Raw genomic sequence first — 20,309 nt, forward strand, 5'->3', positions numbered from 1 at the left:
AGGCCTTACAAGCAGCTTAATAAAAGTGTCCAACTGTATGGGGTCACTTCATAATGTCGGTTTTTACTTTTATAACGTTGAAATGATTCATTTCAAAATAAGTTAAATATATTCTCTGATTATTTACTAAACACGTTACCATAAAGAGCTAACAGAGCAACGATGATCATTGTAGAAACTGCAATGGTATATTGCATTTTCACTTTATATTTTTTCATTTCACCAAGTGAAAGCTCTTTATTCTTATTCTTTCTGTGGTAATAATAATATAAAGGTAAACCGATTAAAGTTAGAATGATTGACGCAATACCATTAAAAGTTTGATAAACAAGCATACCATAAATAACATACATAGCCCCCAAAATTGCGATAATTGGAATGATTGGATAACCAATAACTTTATAAGATCTTGGGATATCGGCATATTTTTTACGAGCGATGATTACACCAATAAATGTTAATAAATAAAATACCCAAATTGAAAACATTGAGATTTCAGATAAACGATCAGCATCCAGTAAAATTGAATATAAAAAAGAAAATATCACTAATACACATATAGCATTAACTGGTGAGCGACTATCATCATCGATTGTACTTAAATAACGCGCTCCAATGATGGTTCCTCGTTCTGCCATACTGAAAATTGTACGAGATAACGTCATAATATAACCATTAATCCCACCTAAAATTGAGATCATAATGCCAACCGCAACTAAATTACCACCCAAATTGCCAAACATACGTTGTGAGGCAACGGCCGAAGCATCATGACCAAGTGATACCATCTCTTGGACAGGAAAAATTTTAAACAATGCAATATTGATACAGGCATAAACAACAACTAAAAATATGATACCCAAAATAATTGCTTTAGGTAGCACTTTTGCCGGATTATGAATTTCACCAGCAACAGAGGCAACTTGAGCCCAACCATCATAAGCAAATAAGGTAGCCAAAATAGCTACAGCAAATGGAGCATAAGTTTCAATCCCTTGACCACTAGCACTAAATAATGCTACTTGACCATTACCTTTCCATAGTCCAAATACGGCTAACAATAAAATAGGAATAAGCTTACAAGCAGTAGCTATCGTTTGCAAATAACCTGCTTGCTTAACGCCAATAGCGTTAATAACAGCAATAAATCCTAAAACGCCAGCACTTACTGCCATTTTATAAGAATCATCAATACCAAATAACAGGCAAAATACCGAACTAAAATATCCTACCAATGCCCCAACTAATGATGGAGCAAAAAGCACGGTAATCATCCAACCATAAAGATGAGAAACTTTTGAGCCGTAAATTTTTTCCAGATAAACCAACATACCGCCCGTACGTGGAAACATAACACCTAATTCACAAAGCGTTAACCCACCACAAATAGAGAAAACACCACCAATGATCCACGCTAACAGTGCATAGTTATAATCACCGGCAACTTCTAATACGGCAGGTGGTTTCATAAATGCGCCAGCCCCTAAAACCATACCAACAACCAGCGACAATGCAGAAACTAAACCAAGATCTTTCCGTAAATTATTTTCTAAATTGTGATCTTCCATATAGGTCCTCTTAAAACATATTAAATTAGCGAGCAAAATTGATTTATGATAGGGATTTATTAATAAAATACAAGAAAGATTAATATTATTGATAGTAAAGGTAGCGAAAGTAAAACGGATAAATTAATATTTGATCATGAAAAAAGCCGGCATTAAGCCAGCTTTTATTGGTTTTTAACTTAATATAGAAAACAATTATTTCTGTTTTTTCATTTTCATATCAACAACCATACGACCACGAATTTTACCTTCTCTCATTTCGTTAATCATATCGTTGATATCTTCTAATGGACGTTTTTCAACAATTGGCACAACTTTACCTTCAGCACTAAATTGGAATGCTTCGGCTAAATCTTGACGCGTACCAACCAATGAACCTAAAACTTGAATACCATCTAATACTGTTTTAGGAATACTTAAATCCATCGTTTCAGAAGGGAGACCTAAAGCGACAACTCTACCTAAAGGACGAACAGACTCAATTGCTTGATTAAAAGCTGTTTTAGTGACTGATGTTACCACTGCACCATGCACACCACCACCTGTATGTTCTTTAATATAAGCACCTACGTCTGCCACTTTTTTAGGGTTAACAAGCAAGTCGGCGCCAAGCTCTTTACATAGTTCTAATTGGCTGTCACTATTACTAATCGCCACTACTTTATTGTTGAACACTTTTTTGCCATATTCAACAGCTAGAGTACCTAAACCGCCAATACCAAATACCGCAAGCCATTGACCAGGTTTAGTGTCTGCAACTTTGATGCCTTTGTAAGTTGTTACTCCAGCACAAGTTACGCTGGTTGCTTGAGCTGGATCTAATCCCTCTGGCACTTTAACTGCGTAATCTGCTTTGACAATACACTGTTCTGCCATACCACCATCGACACTATATCCAGAATTTAAAACATTACGGCAAAAGGTTTCCTGACCTGAAATACAATATTCACATGAACCACAACCAGCATGGAACCAAGCAATACTAACACGATCACCAATTTTTAAACTTTTCACATCTGGAGCTATTTTAGTAACGATCCCTACTCCCTCATGCCCAATAACACGACCGGGTTTTTTACCAAAATCACCCGCCGCGACATGAAGATCTGTATGACAAAGACCACAATATTCAACTTCAACTAAAGCTTCACCTGCTTCCAATGGACGGAGAGGAATATCTTTAATCTCAACTTGACCATCGCACTCTTGTCTAACAACTGCTGCCTTCATTTTTTTCTCCTAAATAATTTTAAAATAAAATATAACTTAGTTTATTCTATCCTAACTATGTTGAAAAAAAATGAGGTATTTCACAAAATTATTAAAAAGTTTGATTATTTAATAATCCTGATTGAAACGTATATCTAACCTCAAAGTTTTTGACAAAAATCTAGAATTGCTAAAAAACATCCTTAATTAACTTTATTAATTGTTTGCTCTGTTTTTTTATTTTGCTGTTATCTCTTGAATGATAAATCATACCAATAAACTTAATTATGAATTAACCTAATGACTTGATAACTTAAAGTAAGTTAGCGATAGATAATCAAAAGTGCTTGATTAATTTTTACATTTATCTCATAAAATTTTTAGATCAATTAATGATGGTATAAGGCTTTTTGAAAGATTAAGCCATGAAATAAATAGAAAATCACAGACAGGAAAATGTTTTTATATTTTAAAGGAACGAGCCTGAATACTCGTTCCTTATTTAACATTAAAAAAATTATGGTTAACCAATATCTTTTGCAATGTATTTTTGACTATTATTATTCATTAATAAAAATAGTCCAATTAATGCACCGAGTGCGAATAACCCAACCACATACATAGCTGGTGCCATTTTGCTCACAAAGTCACTCAAAAATGATATGAGTAATGGCGTTAATCCTCCTGCAATGGCATACGCCATATTAAATGAAAACGACACCCCACTATAACGAATTTGGGTAGGAAAGACTTTCACCATAAAGTAGGCAAAAGATCCAACAATACCCACGCAGAACCCTGCTAGGGAATAAGTGATAAATAAAAGTTGATGATTATCTAAGGATAAATAAAAAATAGCGATAGCAAGCGCTGCAAGAATGCAACCAATCAATATGACCTTACCCATCGTAAACTTATCCATCATCATGCCATAAAAAGTACAACTTATAATCAGACCTATTATTGCTAATATATTGCCTTGTAGTGCATCAATTGGTGAATAATCAAATGATTTTTGTAATAAAATAGGCGTCATTAACATAATAACCATAATACCGGCAGATAAAACCCAAGTCAGTAACATTGATAATACTGTCTGTGGTAAATATTGAGTTATCACGGTAACAACAGGAATTTTATTCGATAATTCTTGTTGTTTACGTTTTTGAATTTCAAGAAAAATGGGAGTTTCTTTTAACCAACGGCGCAAATACATTGCGATCAAACCAAAAATACCACCAATAATAAAAGGAATACGCCATCCCCAATCGATTAATTGTTCGGATGAGACGCTTTTATTCATAACAGTTGAAACCAAAGAACCGAGTAAAATACCTAAACTTAAGCCACTGGTTAAAATTCCACATGCTAATCCAATTTTATCTTTTGGCACATGCTCAGCAACAAACGTCCAAGCACCGGGTACTTCGCCCCCTACTGCCAATCCCTGACATAATCGCATAAGTAATAATAATAAAGGTGCAAAAATTCCAATATCGGTATAAGTAGGTAAACAACCGATAAATAATGTCGGTAATGCCATAAGCAGAATACTAAGTGTAAACATTCGTTTGCGACCAAATAGATCACCAAAGTGCGCCATAATAATTCCGCCAAAAGGACGAATTAAATAACCTGCAGCGAAAATACCGAATGTTTGTACCTGACTTAACCATGCAGGCATATCATCTGGAAAAAATAGATGACTGATAGTAATTGAAAAGAATACAAATATAATAAAATCATAAAACTCTAAAGCCCCGCCTAAAGCAGACAGAGCTAATGTTTTGTAGTCTTGTTTATTTAAAGTACGCGTTTGCGTAATTGGTGTCGTGTATGACATAGTTTTCCTTGTAAATTATTTTTTACACATAGTGTGCGTTAATCTACTAATATACCTGAACAACATTTTTTTTAAAGACAATATCAACAAATATGACAACCTACATTTTATTATTGGCATGAAATAAAAACTTTTTTAAATATAAGCGATTTGATCAAATAAACAGCACTAAATGATTAATATATGTTAAAAATTAAAACTACAATCAAATGATATTTTTAAATGGAGAGTTATAAAATGGCTATAAAACATATTACTCGAGGTAAATTCACACGCATGCAACAATTATCGAACCAGGATGGCGTTATTGCGGCATTAGCAATTGACCAACGCGGTTCAATGGTAAAAATGATGGAGTCGGCAGTCGGTAAAGATCGCTATCATGTAGATATGGTGTATGAATTTAAAGAGCTTGTCTCACAAGAATTAACAAAATATGTTAGTGCAATCTTGTTAGACGAAGAGTATGGCTTTAAAGGTATGACTAAAAAAAATAAAGATGCTGGATTAATTATATCTTATGAAAAAACAGGATATGATGCCAATACTCCAGGTCGACTACCTGATGTATTGCCAGAAGACTCTCTACAACGGTTATTAAAAAAAGGAGCCGATGCTGCAAAAGTCTTGGTTTATTATAATCCAGATGATCCTCAAGATATTTTAGAAAAAAAACATGCATTTTTAGAACGTATCGGTACAGAAGCAAGAGCAGCGGATATCCCGTTATTTGTTGAGCCGATTGTCTATGATAATGTAGTAACAGATGATAAAAGCCCTGAATTTGCCAAAATAAAGCCTCAAAAAGTCATTAACACCATTAAAGAGTTCACTAAAAATCAATATTATATTGATGTACTAAAAGTTGAAGTTCCAGTACTTTTCAAAAATGTTGAAGGATTTAATGATAATAATGTTGTTGTTTACACCCAAAAACAAGCAGCTGATTACTTTAAACAGGCCTGTGACGTAGCAACTCGTCCATTTATCTATTTGAGTGCTGGGGTACCAACCAAAACTTTCCATCAAGAATTAATTTTTGCGGGTGAAAATGGCGCTAAATACAGTGGTATTTTAGGTGGACGTGCAACATGGTTTGAAGGTGTTGCAGCGTATGCCAAAGAAGGTAAAGAGGGCTTAAAACGCTGGTTAGACAAAACTGGACGTGAAAATGTTGAGCACCTCAATAAAATTTTAAAACAGTATGCGACACCTTGGTACGATATTTATGGTGGCAAACAAAACATAGAAGTGATCGATATTAAATTAGGCGATTAATTAATTTCAAATCCAATCCCAATAGTTATAAATTATAAGTAAGCAAAGATAGAGTACAGGGTTTTATCCTATTTACCTGTACTCTCTTTTAAAGTTCTAAAAATTTTATCACCAAGATTAACTACCCAAAAAAGATAAATTAAAACCTCCTGAATAATTTTAAATTGCTTTATCAAAAAATAAGTTCACTTTGGTTAGTTTAGACATTGACTCGATATAATCCTTAACTTTAGGCGGAAAACGTAATCCTTTTACACAAGTCAAATTACGTAAAACAGGAAACAGACAGATATCATCTAAAGATAATTGCCCATTACACGCTTGTGGCGAGATAATCAATGGTTCAAGCTCGTTTAATAACTTGGATATTTCAGATACCAATGAATCAGTTTGTGCTAAGCATTCATCAAATGAGCCGATTTTTTTAGTTTTACTCGTGACAAAGTAATTGATCGCACTTTGAGTTGCAAATTCTGCTAAGCCAAGTTTGATATAACGTGGACACTCTAATTTATAATCATATTGCTGTAGTTGTTTAATTAATTTTTCAATATTTGGCGATTTTGGGCCGATTAAGATAGGCTTTCCTCCATAATGATTATCGACATAATCAACAATATCCAGACTTTCAGGCATATAACTGCCATCCTCTTTTTGTAAAATTGGTGCCATCTTTTGACCAATCATACTTTCGGGAGACTTAAAATCATCACTCAAAAATACATGTAGCTCAACAGGGATATCTTTTAAACCAAAAATCATTCTAGCCCTTACACAAAAAGGACAGTGTTCATAAATATATAATTTCATTTCTACCTCCTTAAGCAATCAATAGCCCATAATAAATAGGCAAACCCTATAAATGCCAGCATGACAATGCTCGCATTAAACAATGCATGTGGATAACCGATTTTTGTCACATTGATAAAAGGATACGGATAATAATGAGTAAAAAAGCCTAGTACAAAAATATAAACGGCATAAATTAACATGGTAGTTAATGATCCTATAATGACGCGAAAGCTAATGCGTCGAAAGGGTCCCCAAATCAGCCAACTCAATATGCCTAGTAGAGGAATAACAACATGTAAACTTTCATTAGCGAATCGCATAAATATATTTGGTGGAACATGGATGCCACGTAAAAGCGAGTTATACACAATAGCCGTTATAATTACACCTACCAACCCATTTAATCGAATAATACGAAAAATAAAACGATTACAATTCGGACTAAAAGCTAACCATAAACAACTTATTGCCAACATAAGGTTAGATAATACAGTAAAAAAACTATAATAAAACACCATACGCCCTATTGATGTTGCTGGCTGCCAGCTTCGAAGCTGCATATGCCAATAAGTATAAGTTTCAAGACCAACAACCAATAGCACATATAATGCAATAAAAAGATTAATATTTCGTTTTAACATAACAAACATAAAAAAATAAAACCGTATTGCAGTATATATCAGTAAATCTAAAAAAAAGAAATTATAAAAATAGATTAATTTGTTATTTTTAATAAAAATAATGTCAAAACTTTTATCCTATGAGAGTATTTTAATAAAAGTCGTTTTTTAGATATAAAAGCTTAATCTAAATTCTACTCACTGTTCACTGTTAAATTGCGCTTAGAATTTAAATTTAGAATGTTTTTATTATGAAATGGTATAGACTCCTGAATATTTTTTACAAAATAAACTATAACTTACTAATATAATTGTATTTTTATATAAACTCAACCCAGTTATTTATTCAAACTAAAATCCTATTTTTTGTTCTAACAATAATTAAAAAAATTTTTCATCATTGTACAGTCCTTTATTTTTGTCAAAAAGTTTCAGGTAATGGCCATGTCTGAGTAAAAAGGATTTTTATATATAAATCTTAATAAAATTCAGTGCAAAATTATCCAATAAAAAATCTGCAAAAACCAAATTCTTTTAGTCCTTGTTTGATCATGTTTAGGTGACAAACTTTTAACAATATTTCATTTTATTTATTAATAATATCAGTAAGTTATACACATAATTAAAATTTAAAGAAATGTAAAAAAAAGATTGCAAAATATTCAAAACAGTGTAATTTATACCATTTTTAGATTATTTTTTAACTTAAATTCATTAAAAAAGCGTTTTATTTATAATAAATTTTCAAATAATCAAATTGTTATTAAAAACATAATACTAAAAATTATTAATAATAATAAATAATTCAATAAAACAAAGTTGTATTTGCAGTGCACATGAAATATATTGAGGATAACATGGATAAAAGATTAACCAATTTGATGGAGCAGTTGGGCAATGGTTTAAGTCGTGGCTTAAAGCAAGGTTTAGTTAATGGAGCAGGACATAATCGTTATACGTTAAATATTGATGGTTTGCCTGCTGAGGTTTCAATCTTACAGGTTGAAAGTAATGAACAACTTAACCAGCCTTGGCATTACACCATTACCTTTACCAGCTCGGATAAACAACTTTCTGTTGAGTCATTCCTTAACCAAAATGCCCGTTTGAGTTTTAATCCTGCTAATTCTAGCAGTTTAAGCGACTTTGCAACTCAAGGACTTAATGCACTTAATTCCTTAACTTCGGCTAATCCATTAGATGCATTAAAACAGTCTGAGCCATTAAAACAGTTAGATAAGCTTAAACAATCCAATCCACTCGATTCACTTAATTCTTTAACCCAGTTTAATCCGCTGAATCCGTTAAATTCACTATTATCTCAGGGCGGCTCACGCACTCTTTATGGTGTGGTTACTCAATTCAGTCAATTATCAGTCAGTAATGATGAAGCCCGTTATCAGGTTGTCTTATCCTCGCAATTAGCCAAACTGGCATTAAGTCATAACTGTGCTATTTTTCAGAATCAAAGCGTTATCAGTGTGGTTGAAGAAGTCTTGCGTGGTCATGGTTATACAGGGATTGATTATCGTTTAGCACTTAAAGAGCAATACCCTGAACGTGAGTTTATCACTCAGTGGCAGGAGAGTGACCTTGAGTTTATTCAAAGACTGCTTGCTGATGTGGGGGTCTATTTCCGATTTGAAACGCATGGTGAACACAACTGTGATGTGATGGTCATCAGTGATTATGAACAAGGTTATCAGCAGGTAGCTGATATTGTGTACAAACAACCGAGCGGTACACTGGATAACGGCGTTGAAAGTGTCTGGGATATAACCTTACACAGTCAGATGGTGGAAGCTTCGGTACAAGTACAAGATTATAACTACCGCGATGCGCAAGCTAATTTACTGGGTGAAGTTAACAGCCAACAGAAAGATAACACCACTTACGGTACTGATTACCGTTATGATGAGCACTATAAAGGATTAAATAGCAATGGTGACAGCAATAATGGAATTGATAGTGACACCAACAATAATGATGATGAAAACAGTGGTGATATTGATACCGACGATAGTAATGGCAATAATAACGATAATAGCAGTGATATTAGCACTCATTCTGGTAATGCGAGTAATAGTGTTGAAAGTGGAGAATGGTATGCCCGCATTCGCCATGAGCGAGCAATTAGCCGTCAAATTGTTATCCGGGGTAAAAGTAATCAGGCCAATTTAGCTCCGGGTCAACATATCCGCATCAAAGGCAGTACGATTGCCGGAATAGATGAGGGGGTAATGATATTAACGGTGCAAGGACAGGGAAACCGCAGTGAGGCTTATGAACTGAGTTTTACCGCCATACCTTACCAGCCATTAAAACCTTACCGCCCGGAGCCGATTCCTTTTCCGACTATTGACGGCACTTTACCGGCACGGGTAACCAGTCCGAATAATGACACCTATGGTTATATTGATACACAAGGGCGCTATCGGGTTAAATTTAACTTTGATTTAAAAGAGTGGCGAAACGGTGAAGAGAGTTTATGGTTAAGACTGGCTAAACCGTATGCCGGCAGTACCTATGGTTTTCACTTTCCACTGATTGATGGCACAGAAGTTGCGGTTGCCTTTACTAACGGTAATCCGGACCGACCTTATATTGCACATGCGATGCATGACAGCCAACACCCTGACCATGTGACCGCCATAAACAAACACCGAAATGTAATTCGTACCCCTGCTAACAACAAACTGCGGATGGATGATAAGCGCGGACAAGAGCACATTAAGTTAGCGACCGAATACGGTAAAACCCAGCTTAACATCGGGCATTTAGTTGACCAAAACAAAGAGCAGCGTGGAGAGGGATTTGAACTGCGCACCGATGAGTGGGGGGCGATTGCTGCCAATAAAGGTTTATACCTGACCAGTCAGACCGAGCCTAAGGCACAGGGTAAACAACTGGATATGCAAGGTGCCATTACCCAGCTTGAAAATGCGTTATCAATTGCTAAAGCACTGCAAAATGCAGCAACTGCCTCTGAGGCCCATGGCGCAGATACCGACAGTCAAGAACAACTTAAAGCCACATTAACCCAATTAGCCCAAAGTGGCATTATTGCTTATGCACAAGAGGGCATTGCTTTAACCAGCCCGGAAAACATTCAACTGTCAACGTCAAACAGTGTTTCAATGACCAGTGAAAACCAAACTGACATTAATGCGTTAAAAAACATTACTGTCTCATCTGGTGAATCCATCGGTCTGTTTGCTCATAAATCAGGAATGAAAGTCTTTGCCAACCAAGGTGATGTTGAGGTGCAGGCACAAAATGCCAACCTGAATATGGCTGCCAAGCAAGATATTAAAATAGATAGTGTCGATGGAAAGCTGACGGTTACCGCAAGTGAAGAACTGACGTTAATGTGTGGTGGTTCATATATCAAAATTAGCAGTGCCGGGATTGAACTGGGCACCGCTGATAATGTTTATATAAAAAGTAATGCATTGCAAAAAATGGGGCCTAGTACACTAGATAATGAGAAACGGAGTTTCACAAAAAATATACTTGAAGTAGGTTTAGTACGTTTAATAAATAGTCATTATGTTGATTTTTCAGGATAATTTCTAAAGGAATAATAAAATGTCCATAAAAAAAACAACGAAATTCATTTTTCCGATTGGTGATAAAGAATTAAACCAAGATACCTATTATAGGGCATTATCCGAAGCTAATAATGGTTTTTATCCATTTGGAGAAAATGGTTTATGGCATGGTGGAATACATCTCGATGAAAAAGTACTGAACAAACTTGGCAATGATGAACAATTACGTTGCATGGCTAACGGTGAAGTCATTGCCTATCGTATCAATGATGTCTACCCTAAAATAACCTATCCAGAAGAAAACATACCTGTTGTTCTACGTGGCGCCCTAAAAAATGTTGCTTATTTTTCGACTGGTTTTACATTAGTAAGACACCTATTACAAATGCCAAAAACAACTGATGCAAAAGATGAGCCACCGGTAATAACCTTATACAGTTTGTATATGCATCAGCTTGATTGGTATGGCTATCAGGAAAAAATAAAAGCTGAACAAACAAAAGTACAGTATCCTCACTATTGGCAACTTGGTTCAGGAAAAGTTGACAAGAATAAGGCGGATACTGTTTTCGGCAGTGTAATTAGAGAAAATGGCAGCAAAACAAAAGTGGTTGGCTTATTGTTAAAAGGAAGCAAAATTCGTTTAGGTGAAAAACACGCAACTAAAGCCGGTTGGTATAAAATTGTTTCGATATCAGAAGGAACATTGGTAACCTCAACCGAATTTAAACAGCAATTAAATGATATTACCGGTTATGTTTGGCATAACGATGTATCACCGGTACCAACCGGAAACACGGCAGATACCAATCAAGATTATGAAGTTGTAAAAGAAGACAATAACACTGTTGGTAAGTCAAATGTGAAAGTAAAAGGCATAGCGGTATATGAAGCTGCAGATGACAAACAAAAATTGACTTATTTACCACTAACGGCAACATTTGAATTAGATGGGCAAGAAAACGGATACGCTAAAATTCGTAAGATTAAAGATTGTCATGTTCCAAACTTATTAAAAGAAAATGACAGTGAAGACGCAGCGCATAAAGGTTATGTCAAAGTAACCTCACTGACTTCATTCACATTTAAACCTGAAAAATTCAATGACATTGTGGTATTAAAATCGCCGATTGCAATTTCAAGTGGCGATTTTATTGGTTATATCGGGCATAATCAACTCAAAAAAAATAGTTTTAACGAGCCTACACAAGCATCTATATCCACAATAAAACGACCATCAGATAAAAAATTACCGCAACTGTTACATGTTGAATTATTTACCTGTGAGGATTTATTAGCATTTATTACCCAAACCCGTGCTTTAGCCGATAATTTACCCGAAAGTGAAAAAAACTTAATTCTGGTTGAAAAAGGTGCAAGATTGATACAAGCATCAGAAGCGGATGGAAACTTAACTTCAGGATTAGGGATAAAGTTTATCAGTGAAAAATATAATTATTACGTTAAAATTAACTTGGAATATACTTTAAATTCAAAGGAATACTATGCTGATAACAATCTGGCTGCACAATCTAAAGTTGATGAAAAAATTGAAGAAAATGATAACGACTTATCGAATAAGACTTTAGAAATCACTTTAACAGCCGACAATAAAGAACAGTTAGAAAATAGATATAATAAAACTTATCCGCAGTTAACCAAGTCTGATATTCCGGATAAGGTTGAACTTGTTGAAGTTGATCACAATAGTTCATCTGTCAAAATACGTTTTTGTGTGAATACTAAACATTATTGGATAGCGTCAAAAGATGTCTCTCACTTATTTGGACAAGATGGGACACTCAATACCGTAATTCCTTATTGGAATAATTTTCCGCTATCATTTGATAATTTACCTCCTGCAACTAAAGATAACACGGTACATTTTCCACGGACAGTATCATTAGATTCATTAAGTAATGAGAATTTAATCACTATAGAAGACGAAAGCACGGATTCAATTTGGGTAAAAGTCACCGCAGGAAATGAAGAGCGTTGGTCAATAACAGGTTGGGTAAACATCAAAAAAGATGCTCAAGAGCACGTTAAACGAATCAGTCCCTGGCATTGGCAAGGATTTGAGACAGTAATCGAAAAAGCTAGTGTGGGAGAATTTTATACTAAAATAAACGATAACCGAGCAGGAACATTGGACATTAAAGAATATACTGATTCAATGAAAGCTATGCATAAAATCTTAATTGAATCACTTTTATATTCTGTTCAGCGAAAAAAAGGACTGCCACCTTTTACTATTGAATTTCTGAAAGATGGCCTACGCAATAGTTGGATAGCCGAAATGATAGGTCACTTATCAATAAAATATGAAAGTGAATGGCATGCAGACGAAGCGCTAACTAAATGGAAAGAAATAGATGATTTATTTGATAAAGAAACACAGAAACAAAAAAAATTAATTGAAAAGTGGTTAGATGACAATAACATAACCATGCCTTATAAGCGAAACTCAGCCTTAAACAGTGTCGATGAAGCGCACGAGGAAACCAAAATACATTGGCAACTGGAAAAAGAGCAACGCATTAAACCATCCCTTTGGTGGCAAAAAGTGGCACAATCTCAAGCAACCCAACCAACAAACAACCAAACACCACAAACACCCGCACTAAGCAATCTTGCTGCTGATGGTAAAGCATGGTTTATTCATCCAGTATCAATAATGGGTAGATTTATAAGCCCAGGTATAGTGACATATCATATTTACCACGATGGAAAAATTGAAAAACACATACCACAGGAAATATCGAAAGACTACAAGCAAAAATATAAGTATGTTTATCATGATGAAAAGGATAATGAACATGAAATATGTATTTGTGATTGGCATACTACTAAGGAGAAAGCAAATGGTGTAATAGTAAGTGCGCCGAATAGAAAAGATCCAAATATTATTGAATATAAAGAGAATTTAAATGAAGGAGACACCCAAAAAAGAGTTAAATTTAAAAATGGAGATATTGCAGAATATGGTAAGCATCCAAAAAAAGGCTTAATTTGGCGACTATATAAAGCATTGAATGAAAATGTCGAAATAGTTAGGATGCCAGATGAAATTAATTATATTAAAGACGATGTAATAATTAGTTATGTCTTTAGCAATACAAAAAGGCGCTATACAGGACCAGATCCTTTAGCCGGTTTTATTGGTGCTTTAGCTGAAACAGGTTTGCAGTTAACAACTACAGGTAGTTGTTTTGCTGAAGGATCCTGTTTTCCTAGTTCTGAACATGTAAATGGAAAAAGTGTTGATACTCTTTATTTAAATGATAACGATGAACAAAAATTTATTAATGCCATGCATAAATTTAATTTTAATAAACAAATAACAGGAAACAATAAGAAAAAATTTGATAATGCAAAACAAGATTTAAAATCTAATCTTCATAATACTCATCTACATTCAGAATTTGAATCAGGTTCTATAAAGGAAATTAAATTATGAAAAATTTCAATTACATACTAATTATTCTATTAGTTACAATACTCACTGGTTGCAACATGAAACAGTCGAGCCACAGACTAATAATAAAAAAATTTTAATAACCAATTTATATTCTGAAGAAAAATTAATAACAAGTAAGAATTGTGTATTATCCGTGAATAGAATTTGTAAAAAAAATAATGGCAATATATAACTTACTTCCAAGCAAGTAAGTCGGATTTGCAAGAATGAAAATGATTAAATAACAAAGGGAAAAATTGCAATTTATTTAAACGCAACTTATTCAAAATAAGAAAAGGATATAAGGTTAAAAATGAAATACTCACATTATCTAGTAGCACTTTGTTTACTATTCAGCACCTACTGTTACAGTCAGCACTATCAAATAGAAGACAAATATCGTGGCGATCCATTATTTAGAAAAATCAATATGAATAAACTAGAAAAAGATTGTACCTATCCACCAAATTATTTGCAATCAATATATGATTCAAAGGAACAAGAAGTAGATAAGCTTTGCCCTGTTAAAAAAAATAATCTTAAATTTGATTTAAAAGAGTTATATAAATTTATTTATAAAGAGCCAATAATCATCTATAACGGACAAGATTTTCAACTGACATTAAGTATGTCAGAAAATAATGATATTGGCTCTGATGGTACTATTTATGGAGGTGATATATTTTTATCAATAGTTAAAGATAATATTGTAAAAGATAGGATTTATTTGGCTAATAATTATATTAATCTTTCTGATTTTGCAGCTGCTCAGCAACATTATTTTATATCCCCTGAGGGCGAGATATATACATTATATTTGATAGAGACAGAAGATGGGATTTGTCCAATGTTTTGGAAACACTATAAAATTGATAATCAAAAAATGAAGTTTGTACTTCAAGATATGTTAGTCAATGTTACAGATGGCGTACAATATCAAATCATTTATCCAAATCAATTTAATATTATTTCGAATAAACCAGTCACAAAAATCGATTCACAAGAACTTAAATCATGTGAAGATGAGTATGACAAAGAAGAATATTATAGTTGCTATATAGATGTTTATAACCATTACAATAGTAGATTAAAACAAAAAATTAACTTATTGAATAAAAATAACAATACAATAAAAAAATCTTATTTAAAATTACAGAAAAAAATGGCTTCAAGTTGTTTAGAATTACCACCTCCAGTTTCTGGTAATAGAGGAGAGACAGATCCTTATTTATCTAACGTTATGTTTTGTTTAATTCAAAATTATAAACAAGAAATAACCAATATTGAAAAACAACTCGCTCATTAGCGAGGAAGTTGGATTTGGAAGAATAAAATAATAAAAAAGTTAAATGATTACAGAGAAAAAGTTGTGATTTTAAACGCAGCTTTTTCAAAAATAAGGAAATAATTAAGGTTAACAGATGAAATATTCACATTATCTAGTACCACTTTGTTTACTATTCAGTACCTACAATCAATTCTATTTGTAGTTTTAATCATTATCTGGTAGTGAATAAAAAGTATAACTATAAATGATATATAATAATTTTAACAGTGTAAGCATAAAATATGATTAAGATTAAGCGGTTTGGTATTTATTATTACATTGATAAAAATGGGGAAATACATAATTGATAAAAAAGTAAATTTTATGATTTTTATGACCAAACAAAATATTTACTTTTTTAGAAAAAAACAGATTATTATCAGTTAAAGGATTAAATCAACAATTAAATTTGTTAGGTCACTCAATATTAAGTGATAAAAAATGTTAGGTTTGAGTTATACCTTAAAAGGAAAGAAACACTTTTTGAACCATATTCCGAAAGAAACTACAAATCACGATCATCATTTACATGTTGTAATATTATGATATGAAGAAAGTTAAGGAAATCGAAGAATGAAACCATTAATTTATCCCATTATTTTTTTCTTAGCTATGTTAGGAAATGTTAATATTGCAATTGCAGATACTTTTAAAAATGAACTCAAGCATTATAAAAAAATAGATCTACCTTACACTTCTAATGACATAACTAAATATTATTGGGAAGATGAAGCAGGAGGATTACATATATCACCAAACTCCAAAATGCCATTCAGATTTTCGGCTAAAGAGTTCTCTTATAAACCAAGCTTAGTTAGAATCCCATTAAAATATTCTTTTTATTTTCCTGCTGTTTATTTTAATTATAAAAATATTACTTATAAAGGTATTATCTTTATGACACATATCGATAATGATGAACCAATATTTTATTTTCAATTAAATAGTTATGATAAAAAAGGTAATTTTATTGATGCAATTATGTTAGATGAAAGATATTCAGCTGAGGGAGAGGTATTAAGATGGAGTGATTTTAAAATACTTACTAATGGACAAATAATAGTCAATCAAATGGAGCAAATGCTTATTGATGATGATATGGAGTTTAAGAATGGAGATATTCATTTTCTCACAAAGAATATATATCAAATGAGTTCAACTGGTATTTTTAAAAAGGTCAAAGAAACTATTATCTATGACCGATATAATTAAAACGTAAGAATATAATAATTAAATATTAATAAAGAGTTAATCAAGATTTTAGGGAAATATGCAATGAAAATATCTTATTCTTCAGGCTTGTTATTATTAATATATACATCATTTTGTTATAGTGACACCTATATTATTGATGAAAAATATACAGGTGCACCATTTGTGAAAGATGGTGATATGTCCGGATGTGGTTTTAATTATGATTATTGGCAAGATTTAACAAATGAAGAACGAAAATTGGAGGCAGAGCGTTGCTCTTTAAACACCACTAAATTTAATTTTAATAAACTCTATGATTTAATCGATAAAAAAACGGTCATCTATCGTGATGGCGATTTTGAGCTTATTATGGACAGAAAGCATCAAGAATCTGATAAAAAAGATAAAATAATTTATGATTATGATAATCCAATTCATGACATAGTTTATGAAATAGATTTATCTTTAGTTTACAAAAAGGAAATTAAAAGTAGGATAAGTTTAGCAAGCTATTCTTATAATTCTGATCGTGCTTTTTACCTAAATAGTCAATACTACTATTTTGATGCTAGCGGAGATATCTACATAATTTCATTCAAAGAATACAGTGAAAATATTAAAGATATAAATCATATTCATTATAAAATAGATAAAGATAATTTAAAGTTTATTAAGTTATGATGATTAAAAATCAAATCAAAAACTCAAAATTTATTGTTATTAGGATATATGATTTTATAGGATGAAAAAGATCAAAGCATAAAACACCTAATTTATCTTATTATTTGCTTAGTTGTGATAGAGAATATTAACAATGCAATTGCAGATACTTTTAAAAATGAACTCAAGTATTATAAAAAAGTAAACTTGCCTTATTGCTCTAAATTTTTATAAAAATTCTATTACTGGGCGGAATATAAATTATATTTTTCTTCTGATTTTCTATATAACCATCTATTAGAGAAGACTATCATAATATTTGGTTATCAAATTATATTAGTAATAATCAATTCAACACATTGAAACATAGAAAAATTATAAAAAAGTCATTACAAGGCATTTTAAAAGTGAACGTAAAGGGAATAGCCGTATACAAAGCTGCAGATGATAAACAAAAATTGACTTATTTACCACTAACGGCAACATTTGAATTAGATGAGCAAGAAAACGGATACGCTAAAATTCGTAAGATTAAAGATTGTCATGTTCCAAACTTATTAAAAGAAAATGGCAGTTCAGACGCACCACATAAAGGTTATGTCAAAGTAACCTCACTGACTTCATTCACGTTTAAACCTGAAAAATTCAATGACATTGTGATATTAAAATCGCCGACTGCAATTTCAAGTGGCGATTTTATTGGTTATATCGGCCATAATCAACTCAAAAAAATAGTTTTAACGAGCCTATTTAAAAGTTAGAGGAAATAACATAATGAAATTATTCAGAAAATATTTAATTATTTTTTTTATAAGTTATTTATCTGTAAATTATGCATTTTCAACAAATGTAACAAGTGAATTAAATTACTATAAAAAAATAAACTTACCTTATTCCTCTAATGAATTAAAAAAATACTATTATTGGGGAGAATATGGGTTGTATTTGTCTCCTGATATGCCGTTTCCTCTCAGGTTCACTAATAAAGAATTTTCATATAAACCTAAATTATTTGATTATCTCGCTAAAACGACATTTTATTTTCCTCATTGTTATTTTTATTATAAAAATATTTTATATAAAGGCGTTATACAGATGGCGACAGGTGAAAATGATGGTAAAGTTTTTACTTTTCAATTATATAGTTATGATAATCAAGGGGAGGTTATTGATGCAATATTACTTTATAAAGTTGAGGGTGGTGAAATATCATACTGGAATGACTTTATTATAAATCCAAATGGAAAAATTTTGATAACTCAATATCAGCAAGAAAACCTTTTTGAGGACGATGAGGAGCCAAAAAATAATCAAATCGATACCAAAACTGTAGAATTTCAAATGACTCCTTCTGGTATTTTTAATTCAACAAAGGAGTAGTTTATGAAAAAATCAATATATATAGCGGTGATAATGAATTTGCTTATTTTTAATAGCTATGCTGAGCAATTTAATGTGGCGGATGATTATAAAGGTAAATCTAATATTCCTTCAATGGATATAATTCAATTAGAAAAAGATTGCCGTAAAACAATTGATTTTTGGCAGATGACAAATTCTGAACGAGAAAGGATAAGAGAAAATTGTCCAATTAATCAAATTGCTTTCTATTTTGAAAATTTATATGAAACAATTAACAATAAAAAAAATATTTATAGTTCTGAGAAACTAGATCTTATTATTGAGAAAACTACCTCTGCCAAAATAATTAACAATATAAAATACCCCATTAAAGCGCTCAATTTATCCATTTTTAATAAAACAAATTTTATAGATAAAATTACTTTAGCGAAGAGTTATTATGATGTGGAAGGTTATTATTGGTTAATCAATCAATATTATTATATTAGTGATAGCGGGGATATTTATACATTATCAGTCAAGGATATAGATGGTAATGTGGAGCCTATATTTTGGAAACACTATCAAATAGACAAAGAAAATTTACATTTTAAACTTTCAGAACTGTTGATCGATAATGGATATAAATATGAAATCATTTATCCAGATCATTTTAAAATTCTTGAAGGTTCATTAGAAGAATCAAATTATGAAGTTGACAAATTAAAAACATGTTATCAAAAAGAATATTCGACACGTTGTAGTATTGATTCGTATCGTTTTTACCATAATATTTTGTCTCAAAAACTTGAGAAGTTAAAAGAAAAAAATATAAATAATAAACAATCGATAGAAATAATTGATAAGGAAATCAATAAAATATGTTTATCAATAACTGAGCCGGATGATCATTTTGAAGCAGAGAATTTTACCTTTACCATCACTAAATGTTTAACCGAGCAATTGAACAAAAGGATTGAAAAAATCGATTAAATATTAGAAAGTCGATGATCTAAGTTTTATATATGCATTTAGTTAATTATTAGCAACTTAATATTTGGTTATTAGATCATGACATTGCCGAGAAGGGTGTTGGATAAATTTATGGGGCATTAAAAGTTAATAACCTTAATGTACAAATAAATTTTCCTGATAATTTGATTGTATTTTTCAATTCAGATTACGATAAAAACCCAGTTCAACAGTATTTAGAAGAATTTGATATTTAATGCAATAGCAAAAATACTTTTACATATTATCTTAAAGAAGCAAAAAGAACATGGCATTAGTAGTCAAAAAATCTAAAGCAAAAAAGCACTTTCTCATTATTTAATAAAAAGTTAGATGTTTATAGAGAATAAAAATAATAATACTAAACAATAAGATGCACTTCTCCATACTCATTTACACTCAGGCGATTTTGATAATACTAAAGTAAAAGAGATTAAATTATTCTAATGATTAAT

General features: G+C 31.9%; 14 protein-coding genes. 9 read left to right on the forward strand and 5 right to left on the reverse strand.

From position 1 onward, the window contains the following. Positions 1-119 precede the first annotated feature (119 nt). The 3 genes from AC5LW9_RS13125 to AC5LW9_RS13135 all read right to left on the reverse strand — a co-directional run bounded on the left by AC5LW9_RS13125 (position 120) and on the right by AC5LW9_RS13135 (position 4,620). On the reverse strand, positions 120-1,568 hold the full coding sequence (locus tag AC5LW9_RS13125; protein ID WP_198229118.1) for an APC family permease: 1,449 nt from the start codon (positions 1,566-1,568) through the stop codon (positions 120-122). Between the two features lie 195 nt (positions 1,569-1,763). Continuing rightward, a complete protein-coding gene (gene adhP, locus AC5LW9_RS13130) occupies positions 1,764-2,798 on the reverse strand; it encodes an alcohol dehydrogenase AdhP (RefSeq protein WP_025314590.1) in 1,035 nt (344 codons plus the stop codon). A 502-nt stretch (positions 2,799-3,300) separates the two neighbouring features. Then, a complete protein-coding gene (locus AC5LW9_RS13135; protein ID WP_198229116.1) occupies positions 3,301-4,620 on the reverse strand; it encodes an MFS transporter in 1,320 nt (439 codons plus the stop codon). A 243-nt stretch (positions 4,621-4,863) separates the two neighbouring features. On the opposite strand from AC5LW9_RS13135, the gene AC5LW9_RS13140 reads away from it, so the two are divergent. Beyond that, positions 4,864-5,898 (forward strand): tagatose 1,6-diphosphate aldolase, encoded by a 1,035-nt coding sequence (locus tag AC5LW9_RS13140; RefSeq protein ID WP_493456629.1) that lies wholly within the window; start codon positions 4,864-4,866, stop codon positions 5,896-5,898. Between the two features lie 159 nt (positions 5,899-6,057). Here AC5LW9_RS13140 and grxB read toward each other — a convergent pair whose 3' ends face one another. Further along, on the reverse strand, positions 6,058-6,708 hold the full coding sequence (gene grxB, locus AC5LW9_RS13145) for a glutaredoxin 2 (RefSeq protein ID WP_198229115.1): 651 nt from the start codon (positions 6,706-6,708) through the stop codon (positions 6,058-6,060). A 2-nt stretch (positions 6,709-6,710) separates the two neighbouring features. Continuing rightward, entirely contained in the window at positions 6,711-7,340 is a 630-nt protein-coding gene (locus AC5LW9_RS13150; protein WP_198236694.1) for a Pr6Pr family membrane protein, read from the reverse strand. 806 nt (positions 7,341-8,146) lie between these two features. Here AC5LW9_RS13150 and AC5LW9_RS13155 point away from each other — a divergent pair. The 8 genes from AC5LW9_RS13155 (at position 8,147) to AC5LW9_RS13190 (ending at position 19,836) form a co-directional block, all read left to right on the forward strand. Then, complete coding sequence (locus AC5LW9_RS13155) at positions 8,147-10,879, forward strand: type VI secretion system Vgr family protein (RefSeq protein ID WP_493456034.1); 2,733 nt, start codon at positions 8,147-8,149, stop codon at positions 10,877-10,879. A 19-nt stretch (positions 10,880-10,898) separates the two neighbouring features. Next, positions 10,899-14,321, forward strand: a complete 3,423-nt coding sequence (locus tag AC5LW9_RS13160; protein WP_493456035.1) for a hypothetical protein — start codon at positions 10,899-10,901, stop codon at positions 14,319-14,321. Positions 14,322-14,751: 430 nt separating this feature from the next. After that, on the forward strand, positions 14,752-15,627 hold the full coding sequence (locus AC5LW9_RS13165; RefSeq protein ID WP_493456036.1) for a hypothetical protein: 876 nt from the start codon (positions 14,752-14,754) through the stop codon (positions 15,625-15,627). 594 nt (positions 15,628-16,221) lie between these two features. Then, positions 16,222-16,860 carry a hypothetical protein gene (locus AC5LW9_RS13170; protein WP_411628047.1) on the forward strand — a complete coding sequence of 213 codons (639 nt, stop codon included), beginning with the start codon at positions 16,222-16,224 and terminating at the stop codon, positions 16,858-16,860. A 63-nt stretch (positions 16,861-16,923) separates the two neighbouring features. Next, positions 16,924-17,523, forward strand: a complete 600-nt coding sequence (locus AC5LW9_RS13175) for a hypothetical protein (protein WP_065738417.1) — start codon at positions 16,924-16,926, stop codon at positions 17,521-17,523. 386 nt (positions 17,524-17,909) lie between these two features. Beyond that, on the forward strand, positions 17,910-18,263 hold the full coding sequence (locus AC5LW9_RS13180; RefSeq protein WP_493456037.1) for a hypothetical protein: 354 nt from the start codon (positions 17,910-17,912) through the stop codon (positions 18,261-18,263). Between the two features lie 13 nt (positions 18,264-18,276). Next, positions 18,277-18,882 carry a hypothetical protein gene (locus AC5LW9_RS13185; RefSeq protein ID WP_198228646.1) on the forward strand — a complete coding sequence of 202 codons (606 nt, stop codon included), beginning with the start codon at positions 18,277-18,279 and terminating at the stop codon, positions 18,880-18,882. A gap of 3 nt (positions 18,883-18,885) precedes the next feature. After that, positions 18,886-19,836, forward strand: coding sequence for a hypothetical protein (locus tag AC5LW9_RS13190; protein WP_198228645.1), 951 nt, complete (start codon positions 18,886-18,888; stop codon positions 19,834-19,836). Positions 19,837-20,309 lie beyond the last annotated feature (473 nt).

It is taken from the genome of Gilliamella sp. LMG 34360, from assembly GCF_984568995.1.